We start from the raw sequence: 25,890 nt of genomic DNA on the forward strand, positions 1-25,890 counted from the left end.
TGTGAGAAAAATGAGAGTTTCATGAGAAGTTGGCTATATGTTTCACATTTCATCATCGTATAGGTTGCCATGCTTCCAATGAAAGTCACCTTCCCTATTTGTTTCCTTCATTAATTCCACATCTAAAACACCATCTCCTGCTATGTAAAAGACCCGCATCCGCGGGCTTTAGAAATTATGGATTGACAGTGTAGTCGTCGCCTGTCTGCACACGCTTTTTGTCTTTTTGTGAATTTGCATTATTTTTCTTTGCTTCATCATTTTGCCCGATTACGTCCAGATCATCGGGGCTGAGATCGTAACCGTAGCCGTACTCTTCCCTCATTTTGCGATTATCCTTTTTCGGTTTGTCTTTATTCGGCACTGTATTCACCTCCATTATAGAAGTGTGGCTCGTTTTCTGCGGATTATGCGGTGGCTATGAGCGGCTGACGGATGGTTTTGATCACTCGCGAAGGTTGAATGATCACCTTTGAATGCCGTATGATCACGAGCAGCAGCGCTATGATCATTCAACCGGGGTTTATGAGCGACTGTGCAGTTTCTATGATCACGCCGCAATGAAACCTTAAGAATTTCTTCATACTTATCATGAATCTTTATTCAGAGTTGGATGATAGAATAAAATCATAAGTGAGACGGGGTGAAGGGAATGGCGGAATTTACAGTACTGGTTGCGGATGACGATAAGGAAATCCGTGAAGGAATTGAGATTTATTTGAAAAATGAAGGCTATGATGTGTTGAAGGCGGAGGACGGCAGGGAAGCGCTCGAACTGCTTGCTTCCAATGAAGTGCATTTGCTCATTCTTGATATTATGATGCCGAATATGGATGGCATTACGGCAACTTTCAAAATTCGGGAATTGCAGAATATCCCGATTATCATGTTGAGTGCAAAAGTCGAGGATTCGGATAAAATCCACGGACTGTCAGTCGGAGCGGACGACTATGTGACGAAGCCGTTTCATCCGCTCGAGCTGATGGCGCGTGTGAAATCGCAGCTTCGGCGCTATGTGCAGCTCGGGACATATGAAGGACAGAAAATGATTGAAATCGACGGACTCGTCCTCAATGAAGAGGCGAAGGAGCTGACGGTGAATGGGACACCGGTTCGGCTCACTCCGATTGAGTATAAGATCACAGAACTGCTGATGAAGCATCCGGGCCGGGTGTTTTCCATCAATGAAATATACGAGCGTGTGTGGAATGAAGAAGCGTATAATGCGGAAAATATCGTGGCGGTGCATATTCGGAAAATACGGGAGAAAATTGAGGCAGATCCGAAAAATCCAAGGTACGTAAAGGTGGTGTGGGGCGTTGGCTACAAAATCGAGAAATAAAAGCGGGCTCGTCTGGTCACTGATCGCTATTGCCTTTGCTGTCGTCAGTCTCCTATATTGTGCGTCGTTTGCGGCCGAATTAGTTGTAAACGGATGGGAACGCTTGAGTCTGGCTGTTGATTACTTTGGAAGAATTGTAAAAGGAGATGTCATTTGATGAGAAAGCAGCTGAAGTTCGCATTATGGCCAGCTTTAGTCGTCATTGCCCTGGTCGGTGTATTGTCGATTTTTTATACCGGACCAAAATATACAGGCAAGACCTGGTTTGAAACTGAGGATTTCAACTGGCAGTTAGAATCCATTTATGAAGATGTAAGCGTCAACGTATTGAATCGGATTGATCCGGAAGAAGCGAAGGAGAAACTGATCGTCACACAGCAAGAAATCGATGACTATCGCTTCCAATACGGTACACTGGCTGAACAGCTCGATAATATCGAGAGGCAATATCGTACGAGAATAGCGGAAGCGAAGGAAAATAAAAATGAAACCTTGCTGCTGGCTCTTGTCAAAGAACGTGACAATAAGCTGGAGGATATACAGGAAAACTTCAATAATGATGAATATGTGGAACGGAAAATCAGGAAGGAAAAAGAACGGCAGCTAACCGGCTACTTGGAACTGCAGAAAGAAAACTATTCAAGAGGGTTTGCGGTCGCCTATGATTTCGTGGATACGGAAACTGGCGAACGCTTCACGAAAGGGGATGTCTCCGATCCGGCAGCGTTCAAGAAAGTATATAATGAAGTAAACGGCTATTTCCGTGCGGATTCTCTGCCAGATGGCGCCAACTATAACACTCAGACAATGGAGTATGCTTCAGATGACCACATAGTATTGAGTGAAGAAAATCTGCAGCAAGTGAAAAATCCCGTGCGTAAATTGTCCGGAACGCTTATCATTTCAAAAGCTGCATTGGCTGGGGGAGAACTACAGCAGAGAGTACATGACTTTAATTTACAAAAAATCTTGTTATATAGTTTTTGGATCCTCACCGTACTGGCAATCATCGCCCTGCTGACAGTGGTGAAATTTAAAAAGGACTGGGTGATCGGAACCAAGGAAGCGGTAAAGTATAGTCGTTTGAAAATAGACTTGCGGATTGTGCTGCTCTTATTGTCTGCCGCCATTTTATTTGTCTATCTGCAATCTGTTGCATTTAACCTGCCTCACGAATTATATCCTTATTCACTAGGACGGTATGCATCAAACATTATGATCTTCACAATCTTCGGCTATCTGCCTGCCGGGTTTACCGCATTTCAGTTCGTCTCGTTGACGGAAACGCTGAAACAGTCACGCGATGTGGAAGCTCTGATGAAAGACAGTTACGCAGCCGGACTTTTGCGGAATGTTAACGAATTATTCAGCAACCGGACAATTGGCGTGCAGCTATTTTCATTGTTAATCATCTTTTTCTTGGCGGGTATTGGCTTCGTGGGAATGTTTTTTGCTCCGGAACTGGCTGTTATTTACGCTTTCTGTGTAGTATTTGTTGCATTGCCTGCATTATTCTTATTTGTTCGGAGAGGAGCATACTTAAATCGTATCTTATCCGCGACGGATGCCATGGCGGCGGGTCATTTGACGCAGGAGATTCCGGTCAAAGGCAAGTCGCCGCTGGCAAAACATGCACGGAACCTGAACAATCTGCGTGATGGCGTGCGCATCTCGACGAATGAACAGGCGAAAAGTGAACGGTTGAAAACGGAGCTGATCACGAATGTCAGCCATGATTTGCGGACGCCGCTCACTTCAATCATTACGTATACGGATTTATTGAAAGATGAAACGCTGTCTGCAGAAGAGCGTGCGAAGTATGTTGCCGTGCTCGATCAGAAATCACAGCGTCTGAAAACGCTAATTGAAGATTTATTCGAAGTATCGAAAATGGCGAGCGGCAATTTGGAGCTGGTGAAGCAGCATGTGGACTTGAATCAGCTGATGCAGCAGGCATTTGCCGAACATGCGGAGGACTTTTCTGATGCAAACCTGGACGTGCGGATTTCATTGCCGGAAGTACCGGTGTATGCACTCGTTGACGGACAAAAATTATGGAGAGTGCTGGATAATTTGCTGATCAATGCATTGAAGTATTCTTTGCCTGGTACCCGTGTCTATGTCAGTCTTCAAAAAACAGCAAATCAGGCAAGGTTCACCATGAAAAATATTGCGAAATATGAAATCGGCGGCAATACTGATGAATTATTCGAAAGGTTTAAACGCGGCGATGAATCAAGACAGACGGAAGGATCAGGCCTCGGCCTTGCCATTGCGCAGTCGATTGTTGAATTGCACGGCGGCAGGATGGATGTGGAAGTCGACGGTGATTTATTCAAAGTGACCATTGATATAGCAGTTGGGTAAATGGATTCAGGGGAATACGGGAGGAAACTCCTGTCTTTCTCTGAATTTTTAAATTAAAGAAGGAAGCAGTTTGTGCGGCGGCGAATTGGGGTATGTATAAGGAGTGGAGTTTCTTCAAAATGATGACATCTTTAGAAGGAGGAATGTTACGATGACAATTATTGACGGTAAATACCCAAACAAAAAAGATCTGGAACCTAAAGTCAAAGACATGTCAGATAAAAATAAAAGAGTTATAGATCCGGATGCACTTCCATTGGCTGATCCCGCTGATTCGGATTCAACGGCTGTATTCAGGGAAAATGCGCAGGGTGAGACAGGCGAGCATAAGCCTTCTGCATACAGCCAGAATAAATCACCAAGCCAAAATTATCATGACCTGAAACCAGGAGAGCAATTCCCGTTCGGTGATCAGGAAGAGTATAACCGGAAGTTTAACCAAGAAGCACACGGACAATGGAATGAACATAAGAAAATTGAGAAGCCGACAGACTTATCCTAATGACCAGCCCGCTGATCTGCGCGGCTGTTTTTAGATAGAGAATATAAGGGGCGGGATGAAATGGGAACAGTTCAACAGTTATATCTGGCAAGGGGCTACACATTAAACTTGCTGAAGAAAGCGGATGAAGACGCGTGGGACAGACAGCCGGAAGGATTTTCCAATACGATTCGCTGGAATGCCGGACATATATATAATCTGGCCGATTATTTATTAAGTCAGGCTTTGGAGAGTTATGAAGTACAGCATCGTGAATGGGCGGGCTATTTCAAAGCAGGCACGAGCCCATCAGACTGGCTCGAGCTTCCTCCGTCGGAAGAAGAGCTGTTTGCGGCAATGAAAGACCAGGGCAAATTCATTTCAGAGCTGACAGATGAGCAATTGGGGCGGGCACCGGATACGCCTATTGAAATCGGCAAATTTATTACATTGTATACAGTAGACGAGGTATTAAGTTTTCTTGCGTGGCACGAAGGGATTCATGCCGGACTGATTGACGGGTTGGCCAGAGTAAATAGATAAATGCAGGCAGTCAGATAATATCTGGCTGTTTTTTTGCGCGCACATTTCTGGCTGCCGCACCAAAATAGGCGATGACCGAGCGAAAAACAACTTCCACCGCGCCAAAAACATGTGATAGAGAGCGAAAGTCAGCCTGAAGCGCGCCAAACCGGAACGAGACCGAGCGAAACCCGTTCATAACCGCACCAAACCAAGCCCTACATACTTCTCAGCCTTAAGTCTGAGACGGAAATCCGCTATGCGACCGTCGGAGAAATCCGAAATTCATTATAAACTAAGGTTACAAATGAAGGGAGGACATACACATGAAAAAACTTGGACTTGTACTGCTGGGAATTGCGGCAGTGTTTATGCTGGGGATAAATATAGGACCGATGATTGCACTCGCAGTGTCAGGAGCTATTGCATTTGTCAGCTTTCATTACTGGAGAAAGAGTCAATCCGCATTCGCGAAGGCGGTTTGGATGATTGTTTTGATTGTAAGTTTGATCAGCTCGATTTCGAACATTCCCGCTTTCATCGGTATTATCGCATTGATCGGGATCTACTATGTGTGGCGCAAATGGAATGAGCGCACTGTGAATCCGGATATCACAGACTCGAATGATCCATTCACAAATTTCGAACGCCAATGGAATGAAATGACTAAGTAAAGGAGAGATGGACAATGAACGCATTTTGGCATCGGTTAAAATACACGGTACAGGAAGATTTGAATAGTTTGATGGACAAGAAGAAGACGGGGAATGAGAACCCGATTGAGCAGCTGAATCAATATTTTTTGGACGCACAGCAGCAAACGGCGGAAATCGGCAAGCTGCTCGAACGTCAGGGAAGACTGAAACAGGAGCTTGAGCAGGAACGTCAGGACGCGGATTTGATGGCAATGAAACGCCGCCGTCAGCTTGAACTGGCAGAAGCAACGGGCGAGGAAGAACTGATTTCATTCGCGAAAGCGGAAACGGAAGCTTATGAAGGACGTGTGGCGCGTCTGTCTGCAAGCATTCAGGAAGCGACGAATGAATTGCTTTCATTGGAGCGGAAGTTTGAAGAAATGAAGCATCGCGTGAAAGATATGCGGGTTCGCCAGCTGCAGTTGATGGGTAAGGAAAACGTGACGCGGGCACAGGAGAAGATGGATCGATTTGCAGCTCCGGAGACTCTATTCTCGACGCTCGACGACCTGCATTCCTACATCGAAAATCTGGGCGGTTCGAAACGTTCGGCGTCATCTGCTTCTTCAATGGAGCAGCGTTTAGATTCATTGGAAAAAAGCAGCGCAAAACAAGAGGAAATTGTGTAAACTAGAGGAGGAAGCGCTTTGCTTCCTTCATCGAGAAGGGGGAGAATGAAATGAACGGCAATGATTCGAATAAAGTGGCGATGCTCGTGCTCGGTTTTCTGGCGCTGGCATTCGTGGAATCCGTGCTTCTTGGAAACGGCAATATTATTTTTCTCCTTCTCGGTGGAGTTTTCTTCTATTATGGATATAAGCAACGTGAGAAATGGACGGTCATCATCGCCAGTATTTTTATTTTTCTCGCATTGATGAGTCTCTGGAGCTTGCGGCTGCTCTTTCTTGCTGCCATTGTATATGTGCTGGTGAAGATGTGGAAAGGAACGCCTTCCAATGAAATCTTCGGTACGCTGCGGACAGAGCGTGCGCAAGGTTCGGAAGGTCTATGGAGAAATCGTCTGTTTTCCGTCCAGTCCACACCGTTTTCCGCGTATGAGTGGGAAGACGTTCATATGCAGGGATTGTTCGGAAATATTCATGTAGATGTGACAGATACGGTGCTTCCTAAAGGGGCATCCTTTATTTCGATTCGGCAGAGTGTCGGCAAAATTATTATTGATCTGCCGTACGATATTCCGGTGCGTTTTCATTATGCGACGCTGTATGGCGAAGCGGATGTGCTGGGCCGCGGACCGCGCCGTTTGCTGAATGAATCGATGCAGGAGACGGACGGCTATGAAACGAAGCAGCCGAATGACCCTGAATTGATTATTTCCCTGTTTACGTGGATCGGTGATGTGGAGGTGCGGAGAAAATGAGATCAATCATTAGCCGTACGATACTTCTGACACTGATATTCAGCAGTTTGGTTGCTGGATTTTTCTATTTATTTATTGATACGACCCTGGAAGGCTACGGCATCATGCTGATGGAAACAGAGGCTGCAGAAATGCCTTTGGCTGCGTGGCTTTTGATGACCATTTTCGTGATCAGCCTGATGATTGCAGTCTGGATGACGTCGAGCAGCCGGACAAAAGAGCTGTTTATTAAGCAGAAGCTTGAAAATCTTTATTCGAAACAGGAATTTGTTCCGTCGAAAAAGATGAACAAACAGATAAATCATTCAATCGAGCAGTTATATGACGTACTCCACGCGCAGCGCAATAGCCTGCGGCGTATTACTGATGAACGTTCTGAAGCACAGGATCAGATTATTCAGGAACGTATCGTCCAAGAAAGGCAGCGTCTGGCGAGAGAACTTCATGACTCGGTTTCCCAGCAATTATTTGCGGCGTCCATGCTGTTGTCTGCCATTGCGGAACAGGCGGAAGAAGGACCGATCCGGAAACCGCTGCTGCAGACGGAAAAAATGGTGCAGCAGGCCCAGCTTGAAATGCGGGCGCTCCTGCTTCATTTGCGTCCGGCGGCTTTGCATAATCAGTCGCTCTCCAAGGGGCTTGAAGAGTTATTGAATGAATTAAAGGAAAAAGTGACATTCGATATTACGCATCGTTTGGAGGATATTGAGCTTTCAAAAGGGGCAGAAGACCATTTATTCCGAATTGCGCAGGAAACGCTGTCCAATACATTGCGGCATGCGAAAGCGACGGAAGTGGAAGTATTATTGATTGAGCGCGGAGGCCTGGCGATTTTACGTGTGCAGGATAACGGTGTAGGATTCAGGCAGGATGACGGCAAGGGCGGTTCCTACGGTCTTCAGAATGTGAAGGAACGGGCGATTGAAATCGGCGGTAGCTGTAAAATTGTGTCGGTGCCTTCGCAGGGGACGATTGTAGAAGTTCAATTACCGATAGAGAGAGGAGTGACCGCTGATGATTCGGGTATTGTTGGTTGATGATCATGAAATGGTTCGCATTGGAGTGTCGGCTTATTTGCAGATGCAGCCGGACATAGAAGTGATCGGGGAAGCAGAGAATGGCAGGATAGCCGTGGACAAGGCGCTCGAATTGCGGCCTGATATTATTTTGATGGACATGGTGATGCCCGAAATGAACGGTGCTGAAGCGACCGCTGCCATCATTGCCAAGTGGCCGGAAGCAAAAGTTATTATTGTGACGAGCTTTTTGGATGATGATAAGTTATATCCGGCTCTCGAGGCAGGCGCGGTCAGCTATATTTTGAAGACGTCCAATGCCAAGCGGGTGGCAGACGCGATTCGGGAGACGATGCAGGGACAGACGGTTCTCGAGCCGGAAGTAACGTCAAAAATGATGAGTAAAATGCGCGGCGGACAAACTCATGAACTGCATGAAGAGTTAACTGACCGGGAACTTGAGGTGCTGCTGCTGCTTGCCAAAGGAAAGTCTAATCAGGAAATAGCGGATGAACTTTTTATTGCGCTGAAGACGGTCAAGACGCATGTCAGCAATATCTTATCGAAATTGGAAGTCCAGGACCGCACACAGGCGGTTATTTATGCGTTTCAGAAGAAGCTGGCGGATTGATCGATAATAATGTGCATATGTGTAACCTATAATACATATTGTGGATAAAGAAGATTTCTAGAGTTAAATAGTCAGAAATTACGAACTTCTCCACAAACTATCCACTGACATTGTGTATAACTGTATATTAAGGCTAGTAAATATTTTAGTATGCACATGTGGATAAGTTATTGCGGAAACTTATCCACTGATCTCGGCGTCATGATTGTACTGCCGTGCAGCAGAAAATAGCATAGCGGAAGGGCAGCCTTCGCGGAAAGAGAGTTCTATGGAATTATTCGATTTAATTAAAGCATTAATTTTAGGTTTTGTAGAAGGTATGACAGAGTTTGCTCCTGTTTCTTCAACGGGCCATCTCATTATCGTGGATAATATGTGGCTGAAAACAGAGGAGTTTTTAGGGAAATATCCGGCGATCACATTCAAGATCGTCATTCAGTTGGGTTCAATTTTGGCGGTTGTCGTGGTATTTTGGAAGCGATTATTCAGTCTTGTCGGGTTGTATAAAGTAGACAGCGATGTGAAAATGAGCGAGCGCTTCAATTTGCTTCATGTGATTGTCGGGATGCTGCCGGCCGTTATTTTAGGCTTTGCATTTAAAGACTTGATCGATGATTATTTATTTGGAATCGAAACCGTCATCTATGCACTGGTTGCAGGAGCGCTGTTGATGATTGCGGCGGATAAATTTGGTCCGAAACAACCGAGGATTCAGACGTTGGATCAAATTACATACCGGCAGGCATTCACTGTCGGACTCGTGCAGTGTCTGTCGCTGTGGCCCGGATTTTCGCGTTCCGGGGCGACCATCTCAGGCGGTGTACTGTTTGGAATGAATCACCGGACAGCAGCGGATTTTACGTTCATCATGGCGGTGCCGATCATGGCAGGTGCCAGTCTTGTGTCTGTAATGAAAAACTGGGAGTATATGTCGATGGACCATATCTGGTTTTATGTAGTCGGGTTCCTGAGCGCGTTCGTGTTCTCGCTCATTTCAATCCGCTTCTTCCTGAAGTTGATTTCGAAAATTAAATTGGTGCCGTTTGCGATTTACCGGATTGTGCTGGCTGCTGTTTTAGCGGTTATTGTGTTTTTATAAGAAAAGAAACGACCTGGCCTTTAGTATGCGGCTAGGTCGTTTTTTTATCGTTAATTTAATAAGAGAGTGAGTAAATTCTATCTTCAATATCACCCGATTGCAGAACGGACGCAATCCGCTTTCCCGCAATCGCGCGCGATTCCTGAAAAGACAAAAGTTATTATTACTTTGTGATAACCACTTTTTTTGTCATTACGTTTGTCATTACAAAAGCAGCTAGTGCAAAACCAACTAAAAAGAGAGCAAGAATTAAATACGCTGCACCTTCAAATCCTCTAACAGTTACAAAGCCGAAGTGAAATAGGATTATCGCAGCTATTACTGTAGCGACTCCCGGTAGATTTCTTACAAGTACAGAAAAACCTTTTTTTGTTAAGCCCCAAGTAATCAACAATACAATGCTTCCCGACAAAATAGCCCCAAGAAATGGTGCTAAAATCATCATTCTAATCAATCCCTCCATTTTTAAAAAAATTGATTACTTTACTAATCCACTCTAGATAATGTTCCGATAATGCAATTCAGGGCACTTCTTTATTCAGTTAAAGCGCCCTATTCTTGAATAACGAAAGTATGAAATTCGAAAAGAACACTTTACTAAAGCCACAAGAGTAAATCTTTTTTTGCTCTTACTCAATACATAATACCGAAATATCCTTCCATCCATACGCAACATCCTCTACTACGGTTCCTCCAAACGTACTAGTTCTATGAATATATTCTTTTCCTCCCATACGTTCATAGAAACCAAGTCCAGATTTATTCTGTCTCATTACCCAAACCATCATAGAATAAATACCTTTTTCTTTAAAATGCTTAGCAATAGCTGAAACAAGCTGCCTACCAACACCTAATCCTCTACATTCCTGTAAGAGATAAAGCGAATATAGTTCTCCATCAAAACTCTTCTCATCAATACTTTTACCTGATGCAAAACCTATAATTTTCCCTATATCATTAATTGCAACATAAATAAAAGGTTCAATCTCGTTATTTAAAAAATCAATCCAATTTTTTTCTACATCATCGTACGATAATTCTTTCAGATAATCGGCTGGTACTAGCCCCTGATAAGTATTCCTCCAACTATCAACATAAACTCTTGATAAGCCCTTTATATCTTCTTTACTTGCTATTCTAATTTCCAAGTTAAGTGCCTCCAATGTAAAACAGTAAAATAATGAAATTTATTATTACATTCTTTCTTCAACCCCAGTTTGCTCAATAAGTGTTATTCCTTATAATGGCCCGATTGCAGCACTACGTTGTAAGACAATCGCCCCCGATGGTTTAAGATGGTCGTCTTTTTTCTTTCTTGATTCTGACAATGAGACCAGCAAAGAAAATACATCCAAACCCTATAGATTTCATAATTATATTGCCTACATTTCCCAAACCATCAATGGTTAATGAAAATAAAAAAGCCCCTAATAAAATAAATGGTATAGCAAAGATCCATTTCAAATCATTAAGCCCTCCCTCTATAGTCGGATGCTTCAGATGTCCAACATGGTTCAACTAATAGCCCCCTTTAGTGGAGTACAACAGTCTCTTTAAACGGGATTCCAAGATAGCTATATTTTATCGTAACCGCATTTATTTCTTTGTCAAAAAAAACACTAACGCCATAAATTTCATCTTTCTCAGATGCAGTTCCATCATCCAACTTTTCGAAATTAGAAGAAGACGATGTACCTGCTTTGATAGTTACATCATTTACATTCATAAATCTATACTCTTTCGCCTCTTCATTGTTGTAGTTATCCGTTATGACAAACCCTTGTAATGCATTACTGACTTGTATTTTTGTTTCCGCAGGAATGTCATTGTTATTCACTAAAACATCTAATATCTTTACATTTTGAAAGCCTTTATTGCCGACTCCAACAACAACTGATTTACTATCCCCACTCGATGCAAGTGTACCTATCTCCAATGGGGGATTGAATCTTAAAAAGAAGTAAATGCAAGCAATAATTACTGTCAAAATTGAAAACGATATCCAAACTTTCTTTTTCAATTCTTTTTGCCCCCCAGCAGATTACTGATTTCAGACTATAAAAGGCTCCGATTGTGGCAAGGCTGTGTTCCATTAAATGGCCTGTTTCTTGAACAAGCCCACTTCTTACTACCCCTATTCTAGCACAAAACTATTTGTCCTCTTTAATACTTTTAGTTATTTCCAAAACAATTTTCCGATCTTCAATTAATATATTTAATAGCATTACAATTAGTACTTTAATTTATAACAAGACAAAAATTATAGGAAGTTGTGAATTATTTTTTTCTTGGCACTGCAGATTCGCTCGAATTTCAAACCGCATCGTTGATACAGCAACAAAAAAAGGGACACCAATTCATATGCGAATTGCGTCCCCGGTTGGTATACAATTTTATGTTTTCTTCCCGTGTTCCGAACCCGTTATGAAAAAGAGTAATTTTTCCCTACCTCTGCAATCTCTGCGGGGCCTTTGAAGACATTTTGTGCTTCTTGCAAAATATCTTCTATGTTGCCGTGATGCGGGAGGTGGGTTAGGATCAGTTGTCCGACTTTGGCTTCATTCGCCAGTTTTCCTGCCTGGCTGCCGGCTAGATGTCCTGGCGATACGCCGATATGTTCTTCATAAAGATTGGCTTCGCTGAACAGCAGGTCTGCACCTTCTGCGAATGAAACGAGCTTGTCCGACCATTCAGTGTCTGCGGTGAAGACGGCGGACTGATGCCCTACAGAAAACTTGATGGCGAGGCAGTAGACGGGATGGACAGTCGGGCAGAAAGTGACGGTGAAAGGTCCGATCTGTTTTGTCTGTTGCTCTTTAATTTCGATGCCCCGGGTCTGCTGGCTGTGGGTCAGTTTTGCGAACTGCTGTTTATCCCGCGCGTGACCGTAAATCGGCAGTACGGGAGAAGGCTGTCCGAGATAATACTGGATCAGACGGCTGTACTGCAGGCTGCCGATATCCGCGATATGATCGGCGTGATAATGGCTGATGACGACGGCGTCAAGCTGCTCCAAGGCGATATAGTTCTGAAGGGATGCAAGCACGCCGCTGCCGCAGTCGATCAGGCAATGAAATCCTTCATGTTCGATAAGAAAAGAAGACGTCGCACTGTTCGCTTTCGGATAGCCGCCCCAGATGCCGAGGGGAATGATGTTCATGAGAATTCCTCCTGTTCCTTGTGATTATTCCTTTATTGTAAGGGATGAGCATGCAAAAGTCGCAGAAGTTTATGCTGGCCTGCTGTTTCCTTGTATGGTGTGAAGAAGTATAATGAAGTGTATTGAATAGTCGAACAGTTTGGAGGGGAGCCGGCTGGAGAGAATGATGAAGGTGAAAATCATAGGTTTTATGCTGTGCAGTTTGATTTTATTTGGCTGTTCTCCGATCTTGATGAAAGAAAATGCGAATGAAATTTCGAAAAAACAAGCGGAAAAAATTGCCATTGATACAGCAACTGCGGAAGGTTACAGCAACCCCAGATTATTTACATTGTACGATACGAAAACGGTGAAGGCTTTTCATTATTCGAAGAAACTGGATCAAGACGTCGAAGTGTGGGCAGTCCGGCTTCTGACGGATGACCGGGAGTATATGGAAGGCATGCTGGGAGATTTGGAATATTATATTGATATTTCGAATGGGGAAGTTGTGGATAAGATCAGCGGTGTGGATTGAGGAAAATGTTGTGAATTTATTAGTTGGAGGAATGGTAAAATGAAATCGATAGAAGTTCATCATTACGATGTATTCAGTAAAGAGCCGAATAAAGGCAATCCTGCAGGGGTCGTGTTGAATGGTGAAGATTTAACAGATACAGAGATGCAAGAAATTGCTTTTAAAGTGGGCTTTAATGAAACGGCTTTTCCGATAAGGTCTGATGTGGCCGACTTGAGAATCCGCTTCTTTACTCCCGGGCATGAAATGAATTTATGTGGTCATGGAACAATGGCAACAATCTATGCATTGATAACAAAAGGGCTCTTAGGCAATAAAACAGAATTAACCATAGAAACCAAAGCCGGAATTTTACCGATCAACATCCATACCTCTACTGCAAATGAAATACAGATCGAAATGAGACAAGCGCCTCCACAATTTGAAGCGTTTAACGGGTCTAAAAAAGATTTAGCCAATTCAATCGGGTTAGAGGCATCAGATATTGATGACAGTCTTCCCATACTATATGGCAGCACGGGCACATGGACATTGTTGATCCCCATCAAGAAATTGGAGAGCTTTAAGAAAATGCGTCCTAATAATCAGCAGTTTCCTTCAATTCTAAAAGAAATGCCGAAGACATCACTTCATCCGTTCTGTCTACAAACCTATGATCCAACTGTCGATATGCATGCAAGGCATTTTTCTTCTCCTTACTCAGGAACCGTCGAAGATGCCGTTACGGGAACCGCTTCCGGCGTGATGGGTGCTTATTTTGCCAGCTATATAAAGAAGGATTTGTTTGATGGAACTATGAATCTTGTCGTAGAACAGGGGCAGGAAATAGGGAAGGACGGCAGGGTAATGGTGCATATCTCAAAAAGAGATGAGATCTATGAGGTTGGAATATCAGGAAATACTGTTTTTGTTACGAAATTTGATGTTTTAATAGAAGGTGAATAAGAGCAGCATATTGCTCATTACATCACGTTGCCAAAGAGATCAGTCGTCTCTTCGCCTTATGCCTGCCGCCTCTAAGCGCCACCTTTCACTTTTGGTTCATCCATGCGATAATAAGGAAAATACATTCTAAGGATGACGATATGGGTAAATTAGTGGAAATACAGTTAAATGCACAGGGGACAGTGGCTTTGAAGAAGGGCTATCCGTTGATTTTGAAGGATGCTGTGATGAGTGATGTTCATGCGGAAGAAGGCAGTTTGATTAAATTGACGGACCGCTATCATAAATTTTTGGGTAAGGGTTATTACGGCAAGCAGAATAAAGGAATTGGCTGGGTGCTGACTTCGAATGAACAGGAAGAGATCGATTTTGATTTCTTTGACCAGAAGATGTCGGCTGCGTTTCAACGCCGTGATTTGCTTATGGAGGATCCCGATACGACGGCATTCCGTTTGTTTAACGGAGAAGGGGACGGTATCGGCGGTCTGGCAATTGATTATTTTGATGGTTATTATATGGTCAGCTGGTACAGTGAGGGGATCTATGCATTCCGTCACCATATTTACAATGTGCTTGATAAACGTGCAGAATACAAAGCGGTTTATGAAAAGAAACGCTTTGATACACAAGGGCAGTACGTGGAGCAAGATGACTTTGTTAAGGGGACGCCTGGGGATTTCCCGATTATTATTAAGGAAAACGGCATGCAGTTTGCAGTGGACTTGAATGACGGTGCGATGACAGGGATTTTCCTTGATCAGCGTGATGTGCGCGAGGCCATCCGCGACAATTATTCCGAAGGCCGCGAAGTGTTGAATACATTCTCTTATACAGGAGCATTTTCAGTGGCGGCGGCCCTTGGCGGTGCTACGAAAACGACGAGCGTGGATTTAGCTAAACGCAGTGTGGCGAAGACGATTGAACAGTTCAGTGTCAACGGCATTGATTATGAGCAGCAAGATATTAAAGTGATGGATGTTTTTGATTATTTCCGTTATGCGAAGCGCCATGACATGAAGTTCGGCCTTGTGGTGCTGGATCCGCCAAGCTTTGCGCGTTCCAAGAAATATACGTTCAGCACAGCGAAGGATTACCCGATGCTGATGAAAGAAGCAATTGCTGTGACGGAGAAAAACGGAATTATCGTAGCGTCTACGAACAACGCAAGTTTCAGTATGAAAAAGTTTAAAGGTTTCATTGAGCAGGCGTTCAAAGAAACGGATATCCGCTACAAAGTACTTGAAGAATCCACGTTGCCGAAGGATTTCCGCACGCCTCGAGACTATCCGGAGTTCAATTATCTGAAAGTCGTGATCGTGAAGAAACTTCGATAACCAGCCTGATGAAACCGTCACAGAAACGTCGGGTGACAGTGACAATATTTCCTAGTACGCTTGGAGTAACAAGTTGTGAAACGGGAGGTAATGAGATGAAACAGTTGCTGGCCCTGCTGTCTGTAACGGGACTGCTTCTTCTGGCGGGATGCTCCAATGTTTACAGTCAGGAAGACGGCTATCGTATGGCGGTGATCAATCAGGGGTTTCCTGTGCCGAAAAATGCTTATGAAGTGAAACCGGAAGAATGTACGGATGAAATTTCGAAGGCTGCGAAATATAAACTTCAGGGAATCGGCGATGAAGAAGGAGATCCGCCAGCTCATTATTTGCGCACGATTGAAGAATGGGGCTGGACAGAGAGGGTCGATGATCGCAGAGGAGCCATTCATTTCTACGAGAAGAATGGAAAAATCATGTCTCTGAACATTCGCGAAAACGTCTTTGATTTGTTCGAAATGACGAGTGAACCTGCTTCATAAACAGGGGAGGGAGCGGTATGCAGACTGAAAAGCCGAAAGTGAATATAGCCAAACCCGTAATGGCGAAAGTCTTCGATTTATTGATCATCGCGTTATTCGCTTCATGCCTGCTTTACTTGTTTTTGCAGTGGAATCAGCTGCCCGAACAAATCCCAGCTCATTTTGGCGCCGACGGGGAAGTGGATCGATTCGGCTCCAGGTTCGAATTGTTGCTGCTGCCTGCTATAGCCGTTGCGATGTGGATCGGCTTATGGTTTTTGGAAAAATATCCTCATGTATACAACTACATCAACTTGAAGCCGGATAATGTCGAAATCCAATACCGCTACGGTGTAATTTTCATGAATATCGTAAAAAACATCAGTACTTTGCTGTTCATATTCATCATATGGCAAATGACTGATATCGCGCTGGGACTGACAGAATCACTGAACATGCCCATTTTTATTGGGATTATGGTGCTGCTTTTTGGTTCAATAGGCTATTATATGTATCGTGTGATGAAGTTGTAATCAGAATAGTTGAAACCATCCTTCACCTCTTACCGTATAGACATGGTAAGAGGTGATTTTCATGAAGTGGAGACTTTTAACAGTCGCGATGCTGGTACTTATTTTATTCCCGACACCGGCCGGAGCAGTCGACTTCAGCATACCGGATGTGCAGATAGATGCACAGCTGCAGCAGGACGGCACAGTGCGGGTGAATGAGAAGCATACGTATGAATTTGATTCGAAATTTAAAGGGATTATTCGGGAAATTGTGCCGAAAAAAGGGTCGGCGATTGAGCGGTTTGAGGCCTTTGAAAACGGCAATAAGTTAGATGTTAAGAAGAAGAAAGATGAATACCGGGTGCAGCGGAAAGGGAAGAAGGGCACGTATGTATTCGATCTGCGTTATGAAATTAAGGATGGCATGACAAAATATGAAGACGGTGCAGAATTTTACTGGCCATTTTTCGACAAACGTAATGAAACAGACTATGGCAATATGACAATTACAATTATGCCGCCTGATCGGGCTCATGATGTGCTGTTCGCAGGGTATAACAGTGCAGAAGAAAAAGGATCCCTGCAAGATGACGGAAGTGTACTATTTGCACTCGGTGAAGTCGCAGAAGGAACGAATGGCGATATCCGTGTCGTATATGAACCATCGCTATTTCCTGCTCTGACTGCGGTGGACAGAAAAGTCCGGCCGGCTGTCAGAGCGGATCTGCAGCTGCAGGAAATTGAGCGGGCGCAATTTGCGGCCAATAAAGAGAAGACAAACTTTATTGGGGGAATTGTCCTTGGCGTCAGTGCACTGAGTGTTGCAATGGCCAGCCTATTTGCCGGCCTCAGGAGAAAGCGTTACATTCGGGAAGTGAAAGCGCAAATCGCATCGAGCGGTTTCTTTGTTCCGTCTTATGACATCAGTCTGCCGGCGACTATTTTATTTAAAAAGGGAGCAGCGACTGTTGAACTTATGTCAGCCGCGCTTCTCGATCTGGTGCGTAAAGGCAATGTGCGCCAGATTGCCGATGACGAATTCGAATTAATTGACGTCAATGCGGAGCTCGACCACGAACAGGAATTGATCAAGCTGCTGTTTTTCCAGGTCGGCGATGACACGCGCTTCACATTGTCACAGCTGAAAGCATACACGAAAGAAGAGAAGAATTATGAGGAGTGGTCGAAGTCCTTTACTATGTGGAGCCAGTTGCTGTTGAACGAACGAAAGCAGTATGATCTGAAGGAATCCAGTGCAGGTATTCGTTCCCTATTTAGTATAATCACATTAGCGGGCATCACGCTCGCGATCTTTTTCGGTGTATATGAGCTGTTTATGCTGATGACATTTGCTATAGTTCTTGCGGTACTTTCTCTGCTGTTTGCGATTTTTTACAGCCCGCGAAGTTACGTAGGCACATTGATGCTTCAGGAATGGCAGCAAGTGGAGGATTGGATGAACAATATGGAGCCGAATAAATGGGATGCTTTGACTACCGATGACCGTTTCCGTGTACTGATTTACGGGGTGGGTATCCAGCACCCTGAGCTGGAAGCGTATTACGAAGAGTTTGCCGAGGCGCAGAAGCAGCTGGCGGCACATCGATCGGTATCCGGCTCGGAATACGGCAGCGATGGTTTCTATGTTCACAATCCGGTCTTCCTGACTGGCTCATTCAACCAGGCTTCTTCAAATGTATCGTCCAATGCGCCAAGCAGCAGTTCAAGCAGCGGCGGAGGAACCGGTGGAGGAGGCGGCGGATCGGGAGCTTTCTAATCATTGCGCAAACCAGGCGGGCAGAACGTGCCAAAACTGCCCGTCACCGCGCGAAAAAGAAAGGCAGCCGAACCAATCACTGTCTGCAGCGCACCAAAACACATGGCAAGAGCGCCAATCCTGAAGGGCAGCGCGCCAAAACTCAATCGCGCCGCACCAAAACAGCAAACTGCCGCTCAATCAGCTGACTTAAGCCGCTAAAAGGAGGAAACTTATGCAAAAAACGATTGTCTGGTTTCGAAAGGATTTACGATTGCACGATCATCCGGCGTTAACAGAGGCGGCAGCACACGGGGAAGTGCTGCCGGTTTTCATTTTGCCTGAAAAACCTCACGCAGCTTCAGACTGGTGGCTGCATTACAGTCTGCTTGAGCTGCAGCAGAAATTTTCGGATCAAAAGATACAGTTCATTGTTAGAAAAGGTAATCCTGTGGAGCAGCTGCAAATCATTCAAAAAGAGAGCGGGGCCGGCCAGCTCGTTTTCAACGAACTGTATGATCGGGTCAGCAGAGAACAGGAACGTGAGCTGGCAGCTTCTTTTGAAAAGATTGAAATACAAGTGCGTTCTTTCCAGGGGAATTTACTCGTGCCGCCCGACGTAATCTTCAATAAAACCGGTGTGCCGTATAAAGTATTTACTCCGTTTTGGAAAAGACTGCGGCAGGAACCGATCGCACAGCCATTGCCTGTACCGGAATTGATTCAGTCGTCAGTTACACTGGATTCATTGGATGCAGACGAATGGAATCTGCTGCCTGACCATGTCTGGCCGAAAAAGCTCGATACGCATTGGGAGCCGGGGGAAAAAGCCGCGATAAAAGTCTGGCAGCTGTTCAGTGAAAAAGGACTGTCATCTTATAAAGAAGGACGGGATTTGCCGGCAGAATCTTTTGTGTCGCGTTTGTCTCCGTACCTGGCTGCCGGTAATATCAGTGTGCGGTCGCTTTGGTATGAAGTGCTTACTGCGGCAGAAAAAGCCGGTGATGAACAGGCAGAAGCTTTCTTGCGCCAGCTCGCCTGGCGGGACTTTGCTCATTATCAGCTGCTGTATTTTCCGGATATGAGTGAAAAACCGGTGCGTCCTGAATTTGAACGCTTCCCATGGAAACCCCAAGAGGAGCAAATTCAGGCGTGGAAGAAAGGCCGGACCGGCTATCCGCTCGTTGATGCGGGAATGCGCGAACTTTGGGAAACCGGTATTATCCATAATCGTGTGCGGATGATCGCCGCTTCATTTCTGATCAAGCATTTATTAGTGGATTGGCGGGTTGGACTGAGGTGGTTTGAACAGACACTGGTGGACTGGGATGAAGCGAATAATGCGATGGGGTGGCAGTGGGTTGCCGGCAGCGGATTTGATGCTTCTCCTTATTTCAGGATCTTCAACCCGATTATACAGGGAGAAAAATTTGATTCGGCAGCGGAATATGTGAAGAAGTGGGTGCCTGAGCTCGCAGAACTGCCGGTAAAGTATATATGGCAGCCTGCAGACGCACCTGCAGAAGTGTTAAAGTCGGCCGGCGTTAACATCGGTGATGACTATCCGGCTCCGATTGTCGATCACCGGGCAGCCCGCATGCTCGCACTGGCTGCTTATGAAGAAATTAAGAAATCAGCCGATGATTAAATATTGTCAATTGACTCAAGCAGGCGTATATATTTCATTTCCAGCTGATCTGCCCAAATATGCGCACCATATCCGCCCAGGTAAAATTCCGTGTCGGGATGCTTGCCTGCGAAATCATCCAGTTCCTTCATCAGCATCGGATTTTCCTCAAATGGCGTAGTGGTGGATGCGGACAGCAGCACTTTTGCAGGTTTAATGCTTTCAGTGAAGGATTGAATGGCTCCAGGAGCGGGCGATGCGCCGATCATCGCTGTACGCCAGCCTTTCAGCATCAGTTGCAGCAGGATGATGTGCACAGGAATTTCGTGTGATTCATTTGGAAGACAGGCGCCAAGAATGAGCGGTGCATCATTCCGGTATTGGAAGTTGCGCCGCAGCTGAACAAGCTGATCACGCACCACCAGACTTGATAACGCCTCCTGGTATTCGTCCCACTCACCAGTGGCCCAGTTATCACCGACTTTTTTCAGGAATGGAATGACGATTTGCTTCAGATAGCGTTCCAGGCCAAGACGATGATAGGCGGCCAGCAATGAAAAGTTCAATTCCAGTTCGTCGCATTTTTTTCCATGGCGCAGAAGCTCCTGGAGTGCCTGATCTGTGTAAGATTCTGCTGGTTCAGAAGAAAAGTCGGAATGCTGCTGGGATTTTGCCATCTCAGAGGCCTGCGCAAGCGCAAAACCATCCTCTGCATAACGCTTCATCAATAGATAGAGACGGATGTCTTCTTCCCGGTATACACGGTAGCCGTTCTCCAGACGCTGCGGCACAACAATATCGTAGCGCTCTTCCCATTTCCTCAAGACCTGCCTCGACAAACCTGTTTGATCCGCAACCTGTTTAATTGTATAGGAGGGGGTTTCAGATGACGGCTTCACAGCAATCAACCTTTCTGTACTGACTGATATGGAGTACTTTTTTCCGTTAAGTTCTAGATATCTAACATTATACATAGATTTGACGAGTTAAGTCAAATCTGTTATTTTTATCGTAAAAGAAGGTGACTCTATGAACGCTAAGATTATTTGGAAAGCTGCATGGTCCGGTATAATAACAGGTCTAATATTAGCACTATTCCTGAAAGGCGTCCAGGCAGTTACAGGCCGCAAAGTGTATACACTGTTGCTGAACGTCGACTATATCCCGGTTATAAAAGAGTTTCAGTTTCCTGAAGCTGCAGAAGTATCCTTCCACTTAATCATCTCGGTTATTCTCTGTTTACTGCTGGTTATTCTGTATAAAAGCAGCCGAGGCGTCATTAGGAAACAATTCATTTGGACTTCGTTGCTGGTTAATGTGTTTATTGGCTTGCTGCTGTACCCGACCACATCGTTTTCTGATCGTACTCCAGATACCGCAGACATGCCGGCTCTTTTTTGGTGGATAGCGGGGCATGCGTTATACGGGTTGCTGGCTGGATGGATGCTGAAAAATTGGACAGTGAAAAAGAAACCTATTTAAATTAAGGATTATTTCTGGTGTTTTCGACAGACCGTCTGTATACTTAGTTGCGACAATCATTATACAAAGTATGAACAAGAAAGTGAAACACCGTTTGGCTGCTTTAGTGGAAGGAAAAGGAGACTACAGCTATGTGGATCATAAAAAAGCGCAAACCCCCGTCATTAATTCAGCCTGCTTCCTCTGTTCCTGTTACGCTGCAGGTATCGACAAGGGAAATACAATTACAGCTGGACGCCATTAAATTAAGAGAGCGGGATCTGCAGCTGCTCCGGGCGTTGAAAGAACCGATGCATGCGCGGATCGATGATATTGTCAAAGCATTCTACGACAGCGTAACAGCCGTGCCTCATTTATCTCATCTGATTCGGCAGCACAGCAATACGGATTATCTGAGTAAAATGCTGGCTGTTCATCTGGGCGGTTTGTTTGATGGTGTGATAGATGAGAAGTACTTAGAAAATCGCAGTAAAGTGGCGCATGCGCATATGCGTATCGGACTTGAGCCCAAGCCGCATTTTAAAACTTGCATGCAACGATGCTGGACATTTTATTCGAATTGAAACTTGACCGTGCAGAAGAACAGGAAATGATTGTAGCGCTGAGCAAGATCCTGAATTTTGAGAAACAGCTGGTGATTGAAGCTTTTGAAAAGAGCACAAATGAAGAAATGCAGCGGAAACAGCAGGAAGTGAAGGACAGCGTGAAGCAGCAGATCGGCAGCATTGCACATGAAATTGAAGAAAAATCAGAATCGACATATTCCGTTGTCAATGAATTGATTGAGCAGTCGGCTGAACTGGACGACAAGATTCAGAAGAGCATCGAGCGTTCTGAAGCATCGGCGAACCAGGCGCAGTCAGGAATCGAACAAATGGCCCAGCTTGTTTATACGTCAGAAACGATTGTGAAGGAAACGGCCGGAATGGCGGTGTTGATCGATGAGCTGAACCGGGCGTCGGTCCAAATTGAAGAGGTGGTGCAGCTTGTCAAAACGATTGCTGACCAGACGAATCTGCTGGCTCTCAACTCTGCAATCGAGGCGGCAAGAGCAGGCGTTCACGGCGCGGGTTTTGCAGTTGTAGCGGATGAAGTGCGAAATCTGGCAGATCAAACGAAACAGTCGACGGATAATATCGCCCAACTTGTCTCGCAGTCTAAGGCGAAGACGCTGGCAGTGCATAAGGCAATTGAGCATGTGACAAAATATGCGGATCTGGGAATGAAAGAAACGGAGTCTACCAAGGTTACGTTCCAGACAATTACCGACACCGTTCATTTGACGATCGATGATAGTAATCATTTCTCCGATCATATGAATAATCTGCAGGAAGTGATTGCGTCCATCGGGAACGTATCGAAAGAAGTTGTTTCTACCTCACATGAGCTCGAAGAAGCAATCAATATCTTATAAAAAGGAAGTGAATGATGAATGTTTTTAGCATGGAGTGAAATTAAGCGCAATAAATTACGCTTTTTATTGATTACGTCTATTTTATTATTAGTGTCATTTTTAGTATTCTTTTTATCAGGACTTGCAAACGGACTGGCGAGCATGAATCGGGAAGCAGTGGATAAATGGGATGCCGACGCAGTTTTACTGACGGAGGAATCCGATAAGAGTCTCTATCAGTCTGCATTCAACAAAGAGGAAGCCGATGCACTCGGTGCAGATGAAACTGCGATAGTCGGTCAGATGGGCTCCATCGCAAACAATGGGGACGTCAAAAAGAATGTCATTATGTTCGGAATAGATCCTGAGGAATTTGTTATGCCCAAAGTAACCGATGGTGCTGCCGAATTTTCAGTGGAAAATGGAGTCATCGCGTCCGATGCGCTGAAAGATGACGGATTTAAAATTGGCGATAAACTGGAGTTGTCATCCAGTGATACAGAACTGGAGATCGTCGGCTTTACTGACAAAGCGCGTTTTAATGCGTCACCAGTGCTGTATATGGATCTGGAAGACCTGCAGCAGCTTAAATTCGGTGATGCAGCAGAGATCAACGCGGATATTGTCAGTGCGGTGGTCATTAAAGATAAGAGCTGGAACAGTTTGGAAGTACCGGCTGATATGGAGATCATTGAAATGGAAACATTCATTGAGAATTTGCCTGGCTACACCGAGCAGAATCTGACGCTGACGTATATGATCTACTTCCTGTTCGTCATTTCAGCAGCGATCGTAGCGATTTTCCTTTATGTGCTGACTGTGCAGAAAATCAGTATGTTCGGTTTAATGAAGGCACAGGGGATTTCAAGTAGTTATTTGGCAAAATCCGTGGTTGCCCAGACATTCATGCTGGCATTGATAGGGGTTGTTGTGGGATTCGGTCTGACACTGCTTGCTGGAAGCTTCCTGCCGAGCGCGGTGCCTGTGCAATTTGATTTGCCGACGATGATCATTTACGGTTTGATTTTGATTGCGGTGGCTATTTTAGGAGCCGTCATCTCAGTATGGACGATCATTAGGATTGATCCGCTAGAAGCGATAGGAGGGTAAATGATGGTATTGGAACTGCGAAATGCAAAGAAGACGTTTGGCGAAGGAAATACGCTTGTGGAAGCGATGAAGGAAACGAACTTCAAAGTTGAACGCGGCGAACTGGTTGCGGTCATCGGTCCTTCGGGTTCAGGAAAAAGTACATTTCTGACGATCGCGGGCGGATTACAGTCCCCGAGTGAAGGCCAGGTCATTATTAACGGCAACGAGCTATCGAAGCTCAATGAAAAACAACGCTCGAAAATTCGACTTCAGGAAATTGGTTTTATTTTACAGGCCTCGAATCTGGTGCCGTTCCTGTCCGTCGATGAACAGCTTGAGCTGCTGAATAAAGTAAAGAAGAATAATATGCCGAAAGAGGAACGACAGCAGTTGTATGAAGATCTAGGAATCGCAAAACTGCATAAAAAATATCCTTCTGATTTATCGGGTGGGGAACGCCAGCGTGTCGCAATCGCAAAAGCCCTATACAGCAATCCGGCCATTATTCTGGCGGATGAGCCAACTGCTTCGTTAGACTCGGACCGGGCATTTGAAGTGATGGAGCTGCTGCGCGATGAAACGAAGTCGAAGCAGACAGCGACGATTGTCGTCACGCACGATACGCGGCTGATCAAGTATTTTGACAAGGTGTATCAAATGACGGACGGCGTGTTGGAGCTTCAATAGGGTGCCTGTGCGCAAAACAAACGTGAATGTTTAAACATTCACGTTTTTTTATGCGATTATCTTTATTTGAGTTGGGGATTTTTTCATTTTAATAATTATAACGATAAGACAGATAAAAGGCGATAAAGCCTGAGATTGGAAGAATAGCTATTCCGAGCAGGACGATAAGCGGATGCACAGGGCCGAAAACGAGCAGGAATGCAGCGGCGATAATCAGAATAAAGGACAGCACAAAAACCGTAGAAAAGGCTATTTTGTATGCTTCCCCGACAATCTGTACTTCCCGTTCATCTTTTGGTGCAAGATCCGGTATGATGTTGCCTTTAAATACAATCCGGCCGTCATTTCTTTTCCTGTGTGCAAACATTTCAAAGACTAAGAGCACGATGGCAAGGTAGAACAAACTTTGAAAGTAAAAATGGTAGGCAGATTGCGTCACGGTGCCATACATGTTTAAAGCAAAGGAGAGAATTAAGAGAATCCTCAATAATATGGCGTTTGTTAATAGTTTCATTGCTGATTCCTCCCCGTAAATATAGTAGTAATCTGTCGGTTTTCTCGCCAGTAAGCAAAATCATTTTTCGCTTTTCCAGAAAATCTCTTCAATCGGCAATCCGAATATTTCAGAAAGATTCATCGCAAGCAGCAGGGAGGGAATGTAGCTTCCTTTTTCCATTGCAGCGATCGTCTGCCTGGTAACGCCTGCTCGTTCTGCTAGTTCTCCCTGCGTAAAGTCGAACCGGGCCCGCAGCTCTTTCACTCGGTTATTTATCAACTTACTTCCCCTCCGGAATATCCTCTTGTATGTATAGTAGAGTATACAAAATGTTAAGTCAAGATAACATCAAGATATTTTACAGGCAATAAAAAAGCACCTCGGTTGAGATGCTGAATGAATTTATTCTATCTTTTTCTCGGCATCCTTATCCGTCCGGTGATATTCGGAAATCTGCACGACACGCACATTGCGCGTATCCAGTTCGTGATAGATGCCGCGGCTGTCGCAGAATGAGACGTAGCCGCCGCGTTCATCCTGTACAAGCTGCCGGGCTTCTTCGAATGAATTTAAATGGACAAATCGCCTGATGTAGTGGATTTCGTCAAAGAAATAGGTGATTTTGAATTCCTTCATTTTAACCGGCTCCTTTTTATCATTTCCCGGCAGAAGACTCCCTCTTCAATCGTGTGAAGGGCAAAGCCCAACGATAAAGGGGAGATGAATGCCGGTTGGCAATAGCCAAAGTGATTCCAATTGTGATATAATAGGAACGTATATTCCTATATGAAGTGAGGTGAATACAATGCTCGTCAATAAAGCCTATAAGTTTCGTATCTATCCAACCAAGGAACAGGCAGTCCTCATCGCTAAAACCATTGGATGTAGTCGTTT

The 25,890-nt window shown here is 44.8% G+C and carries 35 protein-coding genes; 24 read left to right on the top strand and 11 right to left on the bottom strand.

From position 1 onward, the window contains the following. Nucleotides 1–175: 175 nt before the first annotated feature. On the bottom strand, nucleotides 176–364 hold the full coding sequence (locus tag GDZ68_RS16240; protein ID WP_309296354.1) for a hypothetical protein: 189 nt from the start codon (nucleotides 362–364) through the stop codon (nucleotides 176–178). 288 nt (nucleotides 365–652) lie between these two features. On the opposite strand from GDZ68_RS16240, the gene GDZ68_RS16245 reads away from it, so the two are divergent. The 5 genes from GDZ68_RS16245 (at nucleotide 653) to GDZ68_RS16265 (ending at nucleotide 4,733) form a co-directional block, all read left to right on the top strand. Next, entirely contained in the window at nucleotides 653–1,342 is a 690-nt protein-coding gene (locus GDZ68_RS16245; protein ID WP_153723366.1) for a response regulator transcription factor, read from the top strand. Continuing rightward, nucleotides 1,320–1,499 (top strand): hypothetical protein, encoded by a 180-nt coding sequence (locus GDZ68_RS16250; RefSeq protein ID WP_153723367.1) that lies wholly within the window; start codon nucleotides 1,320–1,322, stop codon nucleotides 1,497–1,499. The genes GDZ68_RS16245 and GDZ68_RS16250 overlap by 23 nt, the downstream gene beginning before the upstream one ends. Next, entirely contained in the window at nucleotides 1,499–3,709 is a 2,211-nt protein-coding gene (locus tag GDZ68_RS16255; RefSeq protein ID WP_153723368.1) for a sensor histidine kinase, read from the top strand. The genes GDZ68_RS16250 and GDZ68_RS16255 overlap by 1 nt, the downstream gene beginning before the upstream one ends. A 151-nt stretch (nucleotides 3,710–3,860) precedes the next feature. Next, on the top strand, nucleotides 3,861–4,211 hold the full coding sequence (locus GDZ68_RS16260) for a hypothetical protein (RefSeq protein WP_153723369.1): 351 nt from the start codon (nucleotides 3,861–3,863) through the stop codon (nucleotides 4,209–4,211). 60 nt (nucleotides 4,212–4,271) lie between these two features. Beyond that, on the top strand, nucleotides 4,272–4,733 hold the full coding sequence (locus tag GDZ68_RS16265) for a DinB family protein (protein ID WP_153723370.1): 462 nt from the start codon (nucleotides 4,272–4,274) through the stop codon (nucleotides 4,731–4,733). 10 nt (nucleotides 4,734–4,743) lie between these two features. Here the strand turns inward: GDZ68_RS16265 and GDZ68_RS16270 are convergent, their stop codons facing one another. Beyond that, nucleotides 4,744–4,911 carry a hypothetical protein gene (locus GDZ68_RS16270; RefSeq protein WP_153723371.1) on the bottom strand — a complete coding sequence of 56 codons (168 nt, stop codon included), beginning with the start codon at nucleotides 4,909–4,911 and terminating at the stop codon, nucleotides 4,744–4,746. Between the two features lie 127 nt (nucleotides 4,912–5,038). Here GDZ68_RS16270 and GDZ68_RS16275 point away from each other — a divergent pair, with 127 nt between their 5' ends. The 6 genes from GDZ68_RS16275 to GDZ68_RS16300 all read left to right on the top strand — a co-directional run bounded on the left by GDZ68_RS16275 (nucleotide 5,039) and on the right by GDZ68_RS16300 (nucleotide 9,534). Then, nucleotides 5,039–5,386, top strand: coding sequence for a lmo0954 family membrane protein (locus GDZ68_RS16275; RefSeq protein ID WP_153723372.1), 348 nt, complete (start codon nucleotides 5,039–5,041; stop codon nucleotides 5,384–5,386). Nucleotides 5,387–5,400: 14 nt separating this feature from the next. Next, nucleotides 5,401–6,036 carry a PspA/IM30 family protein gene (locus GDZ68_RS16280; RefSeq protein WP_153723373.1) on the top strand — a complete coding sequence of 212 codons (636 nt, stop codon included), beginning with the start codon at nucleotides 5,401–5,403 and terminating at the stop codon, nucleotides 6,034–6,036. A gap of 50 nt (nucleotides 6,037–6,086) precedes the next feature. After that, nucleotides 6,087–6,788 carry a cell wall-active antibiotics response protein LiaF gene (gene liaF, locus GDZ68_RS16285; protein ID WP_153723374.1) on the top strand — a complete coding sequence of 234 codons (702 nt, stop codon included), beginning with the start codon at nucleotides 6,087–6,089 and terminating at the stop codon, nucleotides 6,786–6,788. Then, entirely contained in the window at nucleotides 6,785–7,825 is a 1,041-nt protein-coding gene (locus GDZ68_RS16290; RefSeq protein WP_153723375.1) for a sensor histidine kinase, read from the top strand. Before liaF ends, GDZ68_RS16290 begins: the two co-directional genes overlap by 4 nt. After that, nucleotides 7,803–8,435, top strand: coding sequence for a response regulator transcription factor (locus GDZ68_RS16295; protein WP_153723376.1), 633 nt, complete (start codon nucleotides 7,803–7,805; stop codon nucleotides 8,433–8,435). The genes GDZ68_RS16290 and GDZ68_RS16295 overlap by 23 nt, the downstream gene beginning before the upstream one ends. Nucleotides 8,436–8,703: 268 nt before the next feature. Then, the gene (locus GDZ68_RS16300; RefSeq protein WP_153723377.1) at nucleotides 8,704–9,534 is read left to right on the top strand and encodes an undecaprenyl-diphosphate phosphatase; all 831 of its coding nucleotides are present in this window, start codon (nucleotides 8,704–8,706) and stop codon (nucleotides 9,532–9,534) included. Between the two features lie 163 nt (nucleotides 9,535–9,697). On the opposite strand, the gene GDZ68_RS16305 is transcribed toward GDZ68_RS16300, so the two are convergent. The 5 genes from GDZ68_RS16305 to GDZ68_RS16325 form a co-directional block, all read right to left on the bottom strand. Then, complete coding sequence (locus tag GDZ68_RS16305) at nucleotides 9,698–9,979, bottom strand: hypothetical protein (RefSeq protein ID WP_194841212.1); 282 nt, start codon at nucleotides 9,977–9,979, stop codon at nucleotides 9,698–9,700. A 184-nt stretch (nucleotides 9,980–10,163) separates the two neighbouring features. After that, nucleotides 10,164–10,682: a GNAT family N-acetyltransferase gene (locus GDZ68_RS16310; protein WP_153723378.1), complete on the bottom strand. Its 519-nt coding sequence runs from the start codon at nucleotides 10,680–10,682 to the stop codon at nucleotides 10,164–10,166. A 142-nt stretch (nucleotides 10,683–10,824) separates the two neighbouring features. Further along, nucleotides 10,825–11,052: a hypothetical protein gene (locus GDZ68_RS16315; RefSeq protein WP_153723379.1), complete on the bottom strand. Its 228-nt coding sequence runs from the start codon at nucleotides 11,050–11,052 to the stop codon at nucleotides 10,825–10,827. Between the two features lie 13 nt (nucleotides 11,053–11,065). Further along, nucleotides 11,066–11,554 (bottom strand): hypothetical protein, encoded by a 489-nt coding sequence (locus tag GDZ68_RS16320; RefSeq protein ID WP_153723380.1) that lies wholly within the window; start codon nucleotides 11,552–11,554, stop codon nucleotides 11,066–11,068. 402 nt (nucleotides 11,555–11,956) lie between these two features. After that, the gene (locus tag GDZ68_RS16325) at nucleotides 11,957–12,694 is read right to left on the bottom strand and encodes an MBL fold metallo-hydrolase (protein WP_153723381.1); all 738 of its coding nucleotides are present in this window, start codon (nucleotides 12,692–12,694) and stop codon (nucleotides 11,957–11,959) included. Between the two features lie 163 nt (nucleotides 12,695–12,857). Between GDZ68_RS16325 and GDZ68_RS16330 the strand changes: the two genes are divergently transcribed. From GDZ68_RS16330 to GDZ68_RS16360, 7 genes are all read left to right on the top strand, one after another. Continuing rightward, nucleotides 12,858–13,211 (top strand): hypothetical protein, encoded by a 354-nt coding sequence (locus GDZ68_RS16330; RefSeq protein ID WP_153723382.1) that lies wholly within the window; start codon nucleotides 12,858–12,860, stop codon nucleotides 13,209–13,211. Nucleotides 13,212–13,250: 39 nt separating this feature from the next. Then, the gene (locus GDZ68_RS16335; protein ID WP_153723383.1) at nucleotides 13,251–14,156 is read left to right on the top strand and encodes a PhzF family phenazine biosynthesis protein; all 906 of its coding nucleotides are present in this window, start codon (nucleotides 13,251–13,253) and stop codon (nucleotides 14,154–14,156) included. A gap of 140 nt (nucleotides 14,157–14,296) precedes the next feature. Beyond that, a complete protein-coding gene (locus GDZ68_RS16340; RefSeq protein ID WP_153723384.1) occupies nucleotides 14,297–15,490 on the top strand; it encodes a class I SAM-dependent rRNA methyltransferase in 1,194 nt (397 codons plus the stop codon). Between the two features lie 95 nt (nucleotides 15,491–15,585). Further along, nucleotides 15,586–15,972 (top strand): hypothetical protein, encoded by a 387-nt coding sequence (locus tag GDZ68_RS16345; RefSeq protein WP_153723385.1) that lies wholly within the window; start codon nucleotides 15,586–15,588, stop codon nucleotides 15,970–15,972. A gap of 17 nt (nucleotides 15,973–15,989) precedes the next feature. After that, nucleotides 15,990–16,484 (top strand): DUF1648 domain-containing protein, encoded by a 495-nt coding sequence (locus tag GDZ68_RS16350; protein ID WP_153723386.1) that lies wholly within the window; start codon nucleotides 15,990–15,992, stop codon nucleotides 16,482–16,484. A 61-nt stretch (nucleotides 16,485–16,545) separates the two neighbouring features. Then, a complete protein-coding gene (locus GDZ68_RS16355; RefSeq protein ID WP_153723387.1) occupies nucleotides 16,546–18,240 on the top strand; it encodes a DUF2207 domain-containing protein in 1,695 nt (564 codons plus the stop codon). A 214-nt stretch (nucleotides 18,241–18,454) separates the two neighbouring features. Next, nucleotides 18,455–19,867, top strand: a complete 1,413-nt coding sequence (locus GDZ68_RS16360; protein ID WP_153723388.1) for a cryptochrome/photolyase family protein — start codon at nucleotides 18,455–18,457, stop codon at nucleotides 19,865–19,867. Here GDZ68_RS16360 and GDZ68_RS16365 read toward each other — a convergent pair. Further along, nucleotides 19,864–20,820 carry a MerR family transcriptional regulator gene (locus GDZ68_RS16365; RefSeq protein ID WP_153723389.1) on the bottom strand — a complete coding sequence of 319 codons (957 nt, stop codon included), beginning with the start codon at nucleotides 20,818–20,820 and terminating at the stop codon, nucleotides 19,864–19,866. The genes GDZ68_RS16360 and GDZ68_RS16365 overlap by 4 nt on opposite strands. 55 nt (nucleotides 20,821–20,875) lie before the next feature. On the opposite strand from GDZ68_RS16365, the gene GDZ68_RS16370 reads away from it, so the two are divergent. The 5 genes from GDZ68_RS16370 to GDZ68_RS16390 all read left to right on the top strand — a co-directional run bounded on the left by GDZ68_RS16370 (nucleotide 20,876) and on the right by GDZ68_RS16390 (nucleotide 24,500). After that, on the top strand, nucleotides 20,876–21,328 hold the full coding sequence (locus tag GDZ68_RS16370; protein ID WP_153723390.1) for a hypothetical protein: 453 nt from the start codon (nucleotides 20,876–20,878) through the stop codon (nucleotides 21,326–21,328). Between the two features lie 131 nt (nucleotides 21,329–21,459). After that, entirely contained in the window at nucleotides 21,460–21,891 is a 432-nt protein-coding gene (locus GDZ68_RS16375) for a protoglobin domain-containing protein (RefSeq protein ID WP_153723391.1), read from the top strand. Continuing rightward, on the top strand, nucleotides 21,867–22,742 hold the full coding sequence (locus GDZ68_RS16380; RefSeq protein WP_153723392.1) for a methyl-accepting chemotaxis protein: 876 nt from the start codon (nucleotides 21,867–21,869) through the stop codon (nucleotides 22,740–22,742). Before GDZ68_RS16375 ends, GDZ68_RS16380 begins: the two co-directional genes overlap by 25 nt. Before the next feature lie 18 nt (nucleotides 22,743–22,760). Then, nucleotides 22,761–23,831 carry an ABC transporter permease gene (locus GDZ68_RS16385; protein WP_153723393.1) on the top strand — a complete coding sequence of 357 codons (1,071 nt, stop codon included), beginning with the start codon at nucleotides 22,761–22,763 and terminating at the stop codon, nucleotides 23,829–23,831. Next, on the top strand, nucleotides 23,832–24,500 hold the full coding sequence (locus tag GDZ68_RS16390) for an ABC transporter ATP-binding protein (RefSeq protein WP_153723394.1): 669 nt from the start codon (nucleotides 23,832–23,834) through the stop codon (nucleotides 24,498–24,500). Between the two features lie 88 nt (nucleotides 24,501–24,588). On the opposite strand, the gene GDZ68_RS16395 is transcribed toward GDZ68_RS16390, so the two are convergent. From GDZ68_RS16395 to GDZ68_RS16405, 3 genes are all read right to left on the bottom strand, one after another. Further along, complete coding sequence (locus tag GDZ68_RS16395; protein WP_153723395.1) at nucleotides 24,589–25,014, bottom strand: hypothetical protein; 426 nt, start codon at nucleotides 25,012–25,014, stop codon at nucleotides 24,589–24,591. A 60-nt stretch (nucleotides 25,015–25,074) separates the two neighbouring features. Beyond that, nucleotides 25,075–25,275, bottom strand: a complete 201-nt coding sequence (locus tag GDZ68_RS16400) for a helix-turn-helix transcriptional regulator (protein ID WP_153723396.1) — start codon at nucleotides 25,273–25,275, stop codon at nucleotides 25,075–25,077. 123 nt (nucleotides 25,276–25,398) lie between these two features. Continuing rightward, entirely contained in the window at nucleotides 25,399–25,632 is a 234-nt protein-coding gene (locus GDZ68_RS16405) for a hypothetical protein (protein WP_153723397.1), read from the bottom strand. Between the two features lie 169 nt (nucleotides 25,633–25,801). Here GDZ68_RS16405 and GDZ68_RS16410 point away from each other — a divergent pair. Further along, the coding region (locus GDZ68_RS16410; protein ID WP_153722902.1) for a helix-turn-helix domain-containing protein at nucleotides 25,802–25,890 on the top strand (89 nt) is incomplete at its 3' end.

The organism is Sporosarcina cascadiensis, from assembly GCF_009650995.1.
Lineage (GTDB): Bacteria > Bacillota > Bacilli > Bacillales_A > Planococcaceae > Sporosarcina > Sporosarcina cascadiensis.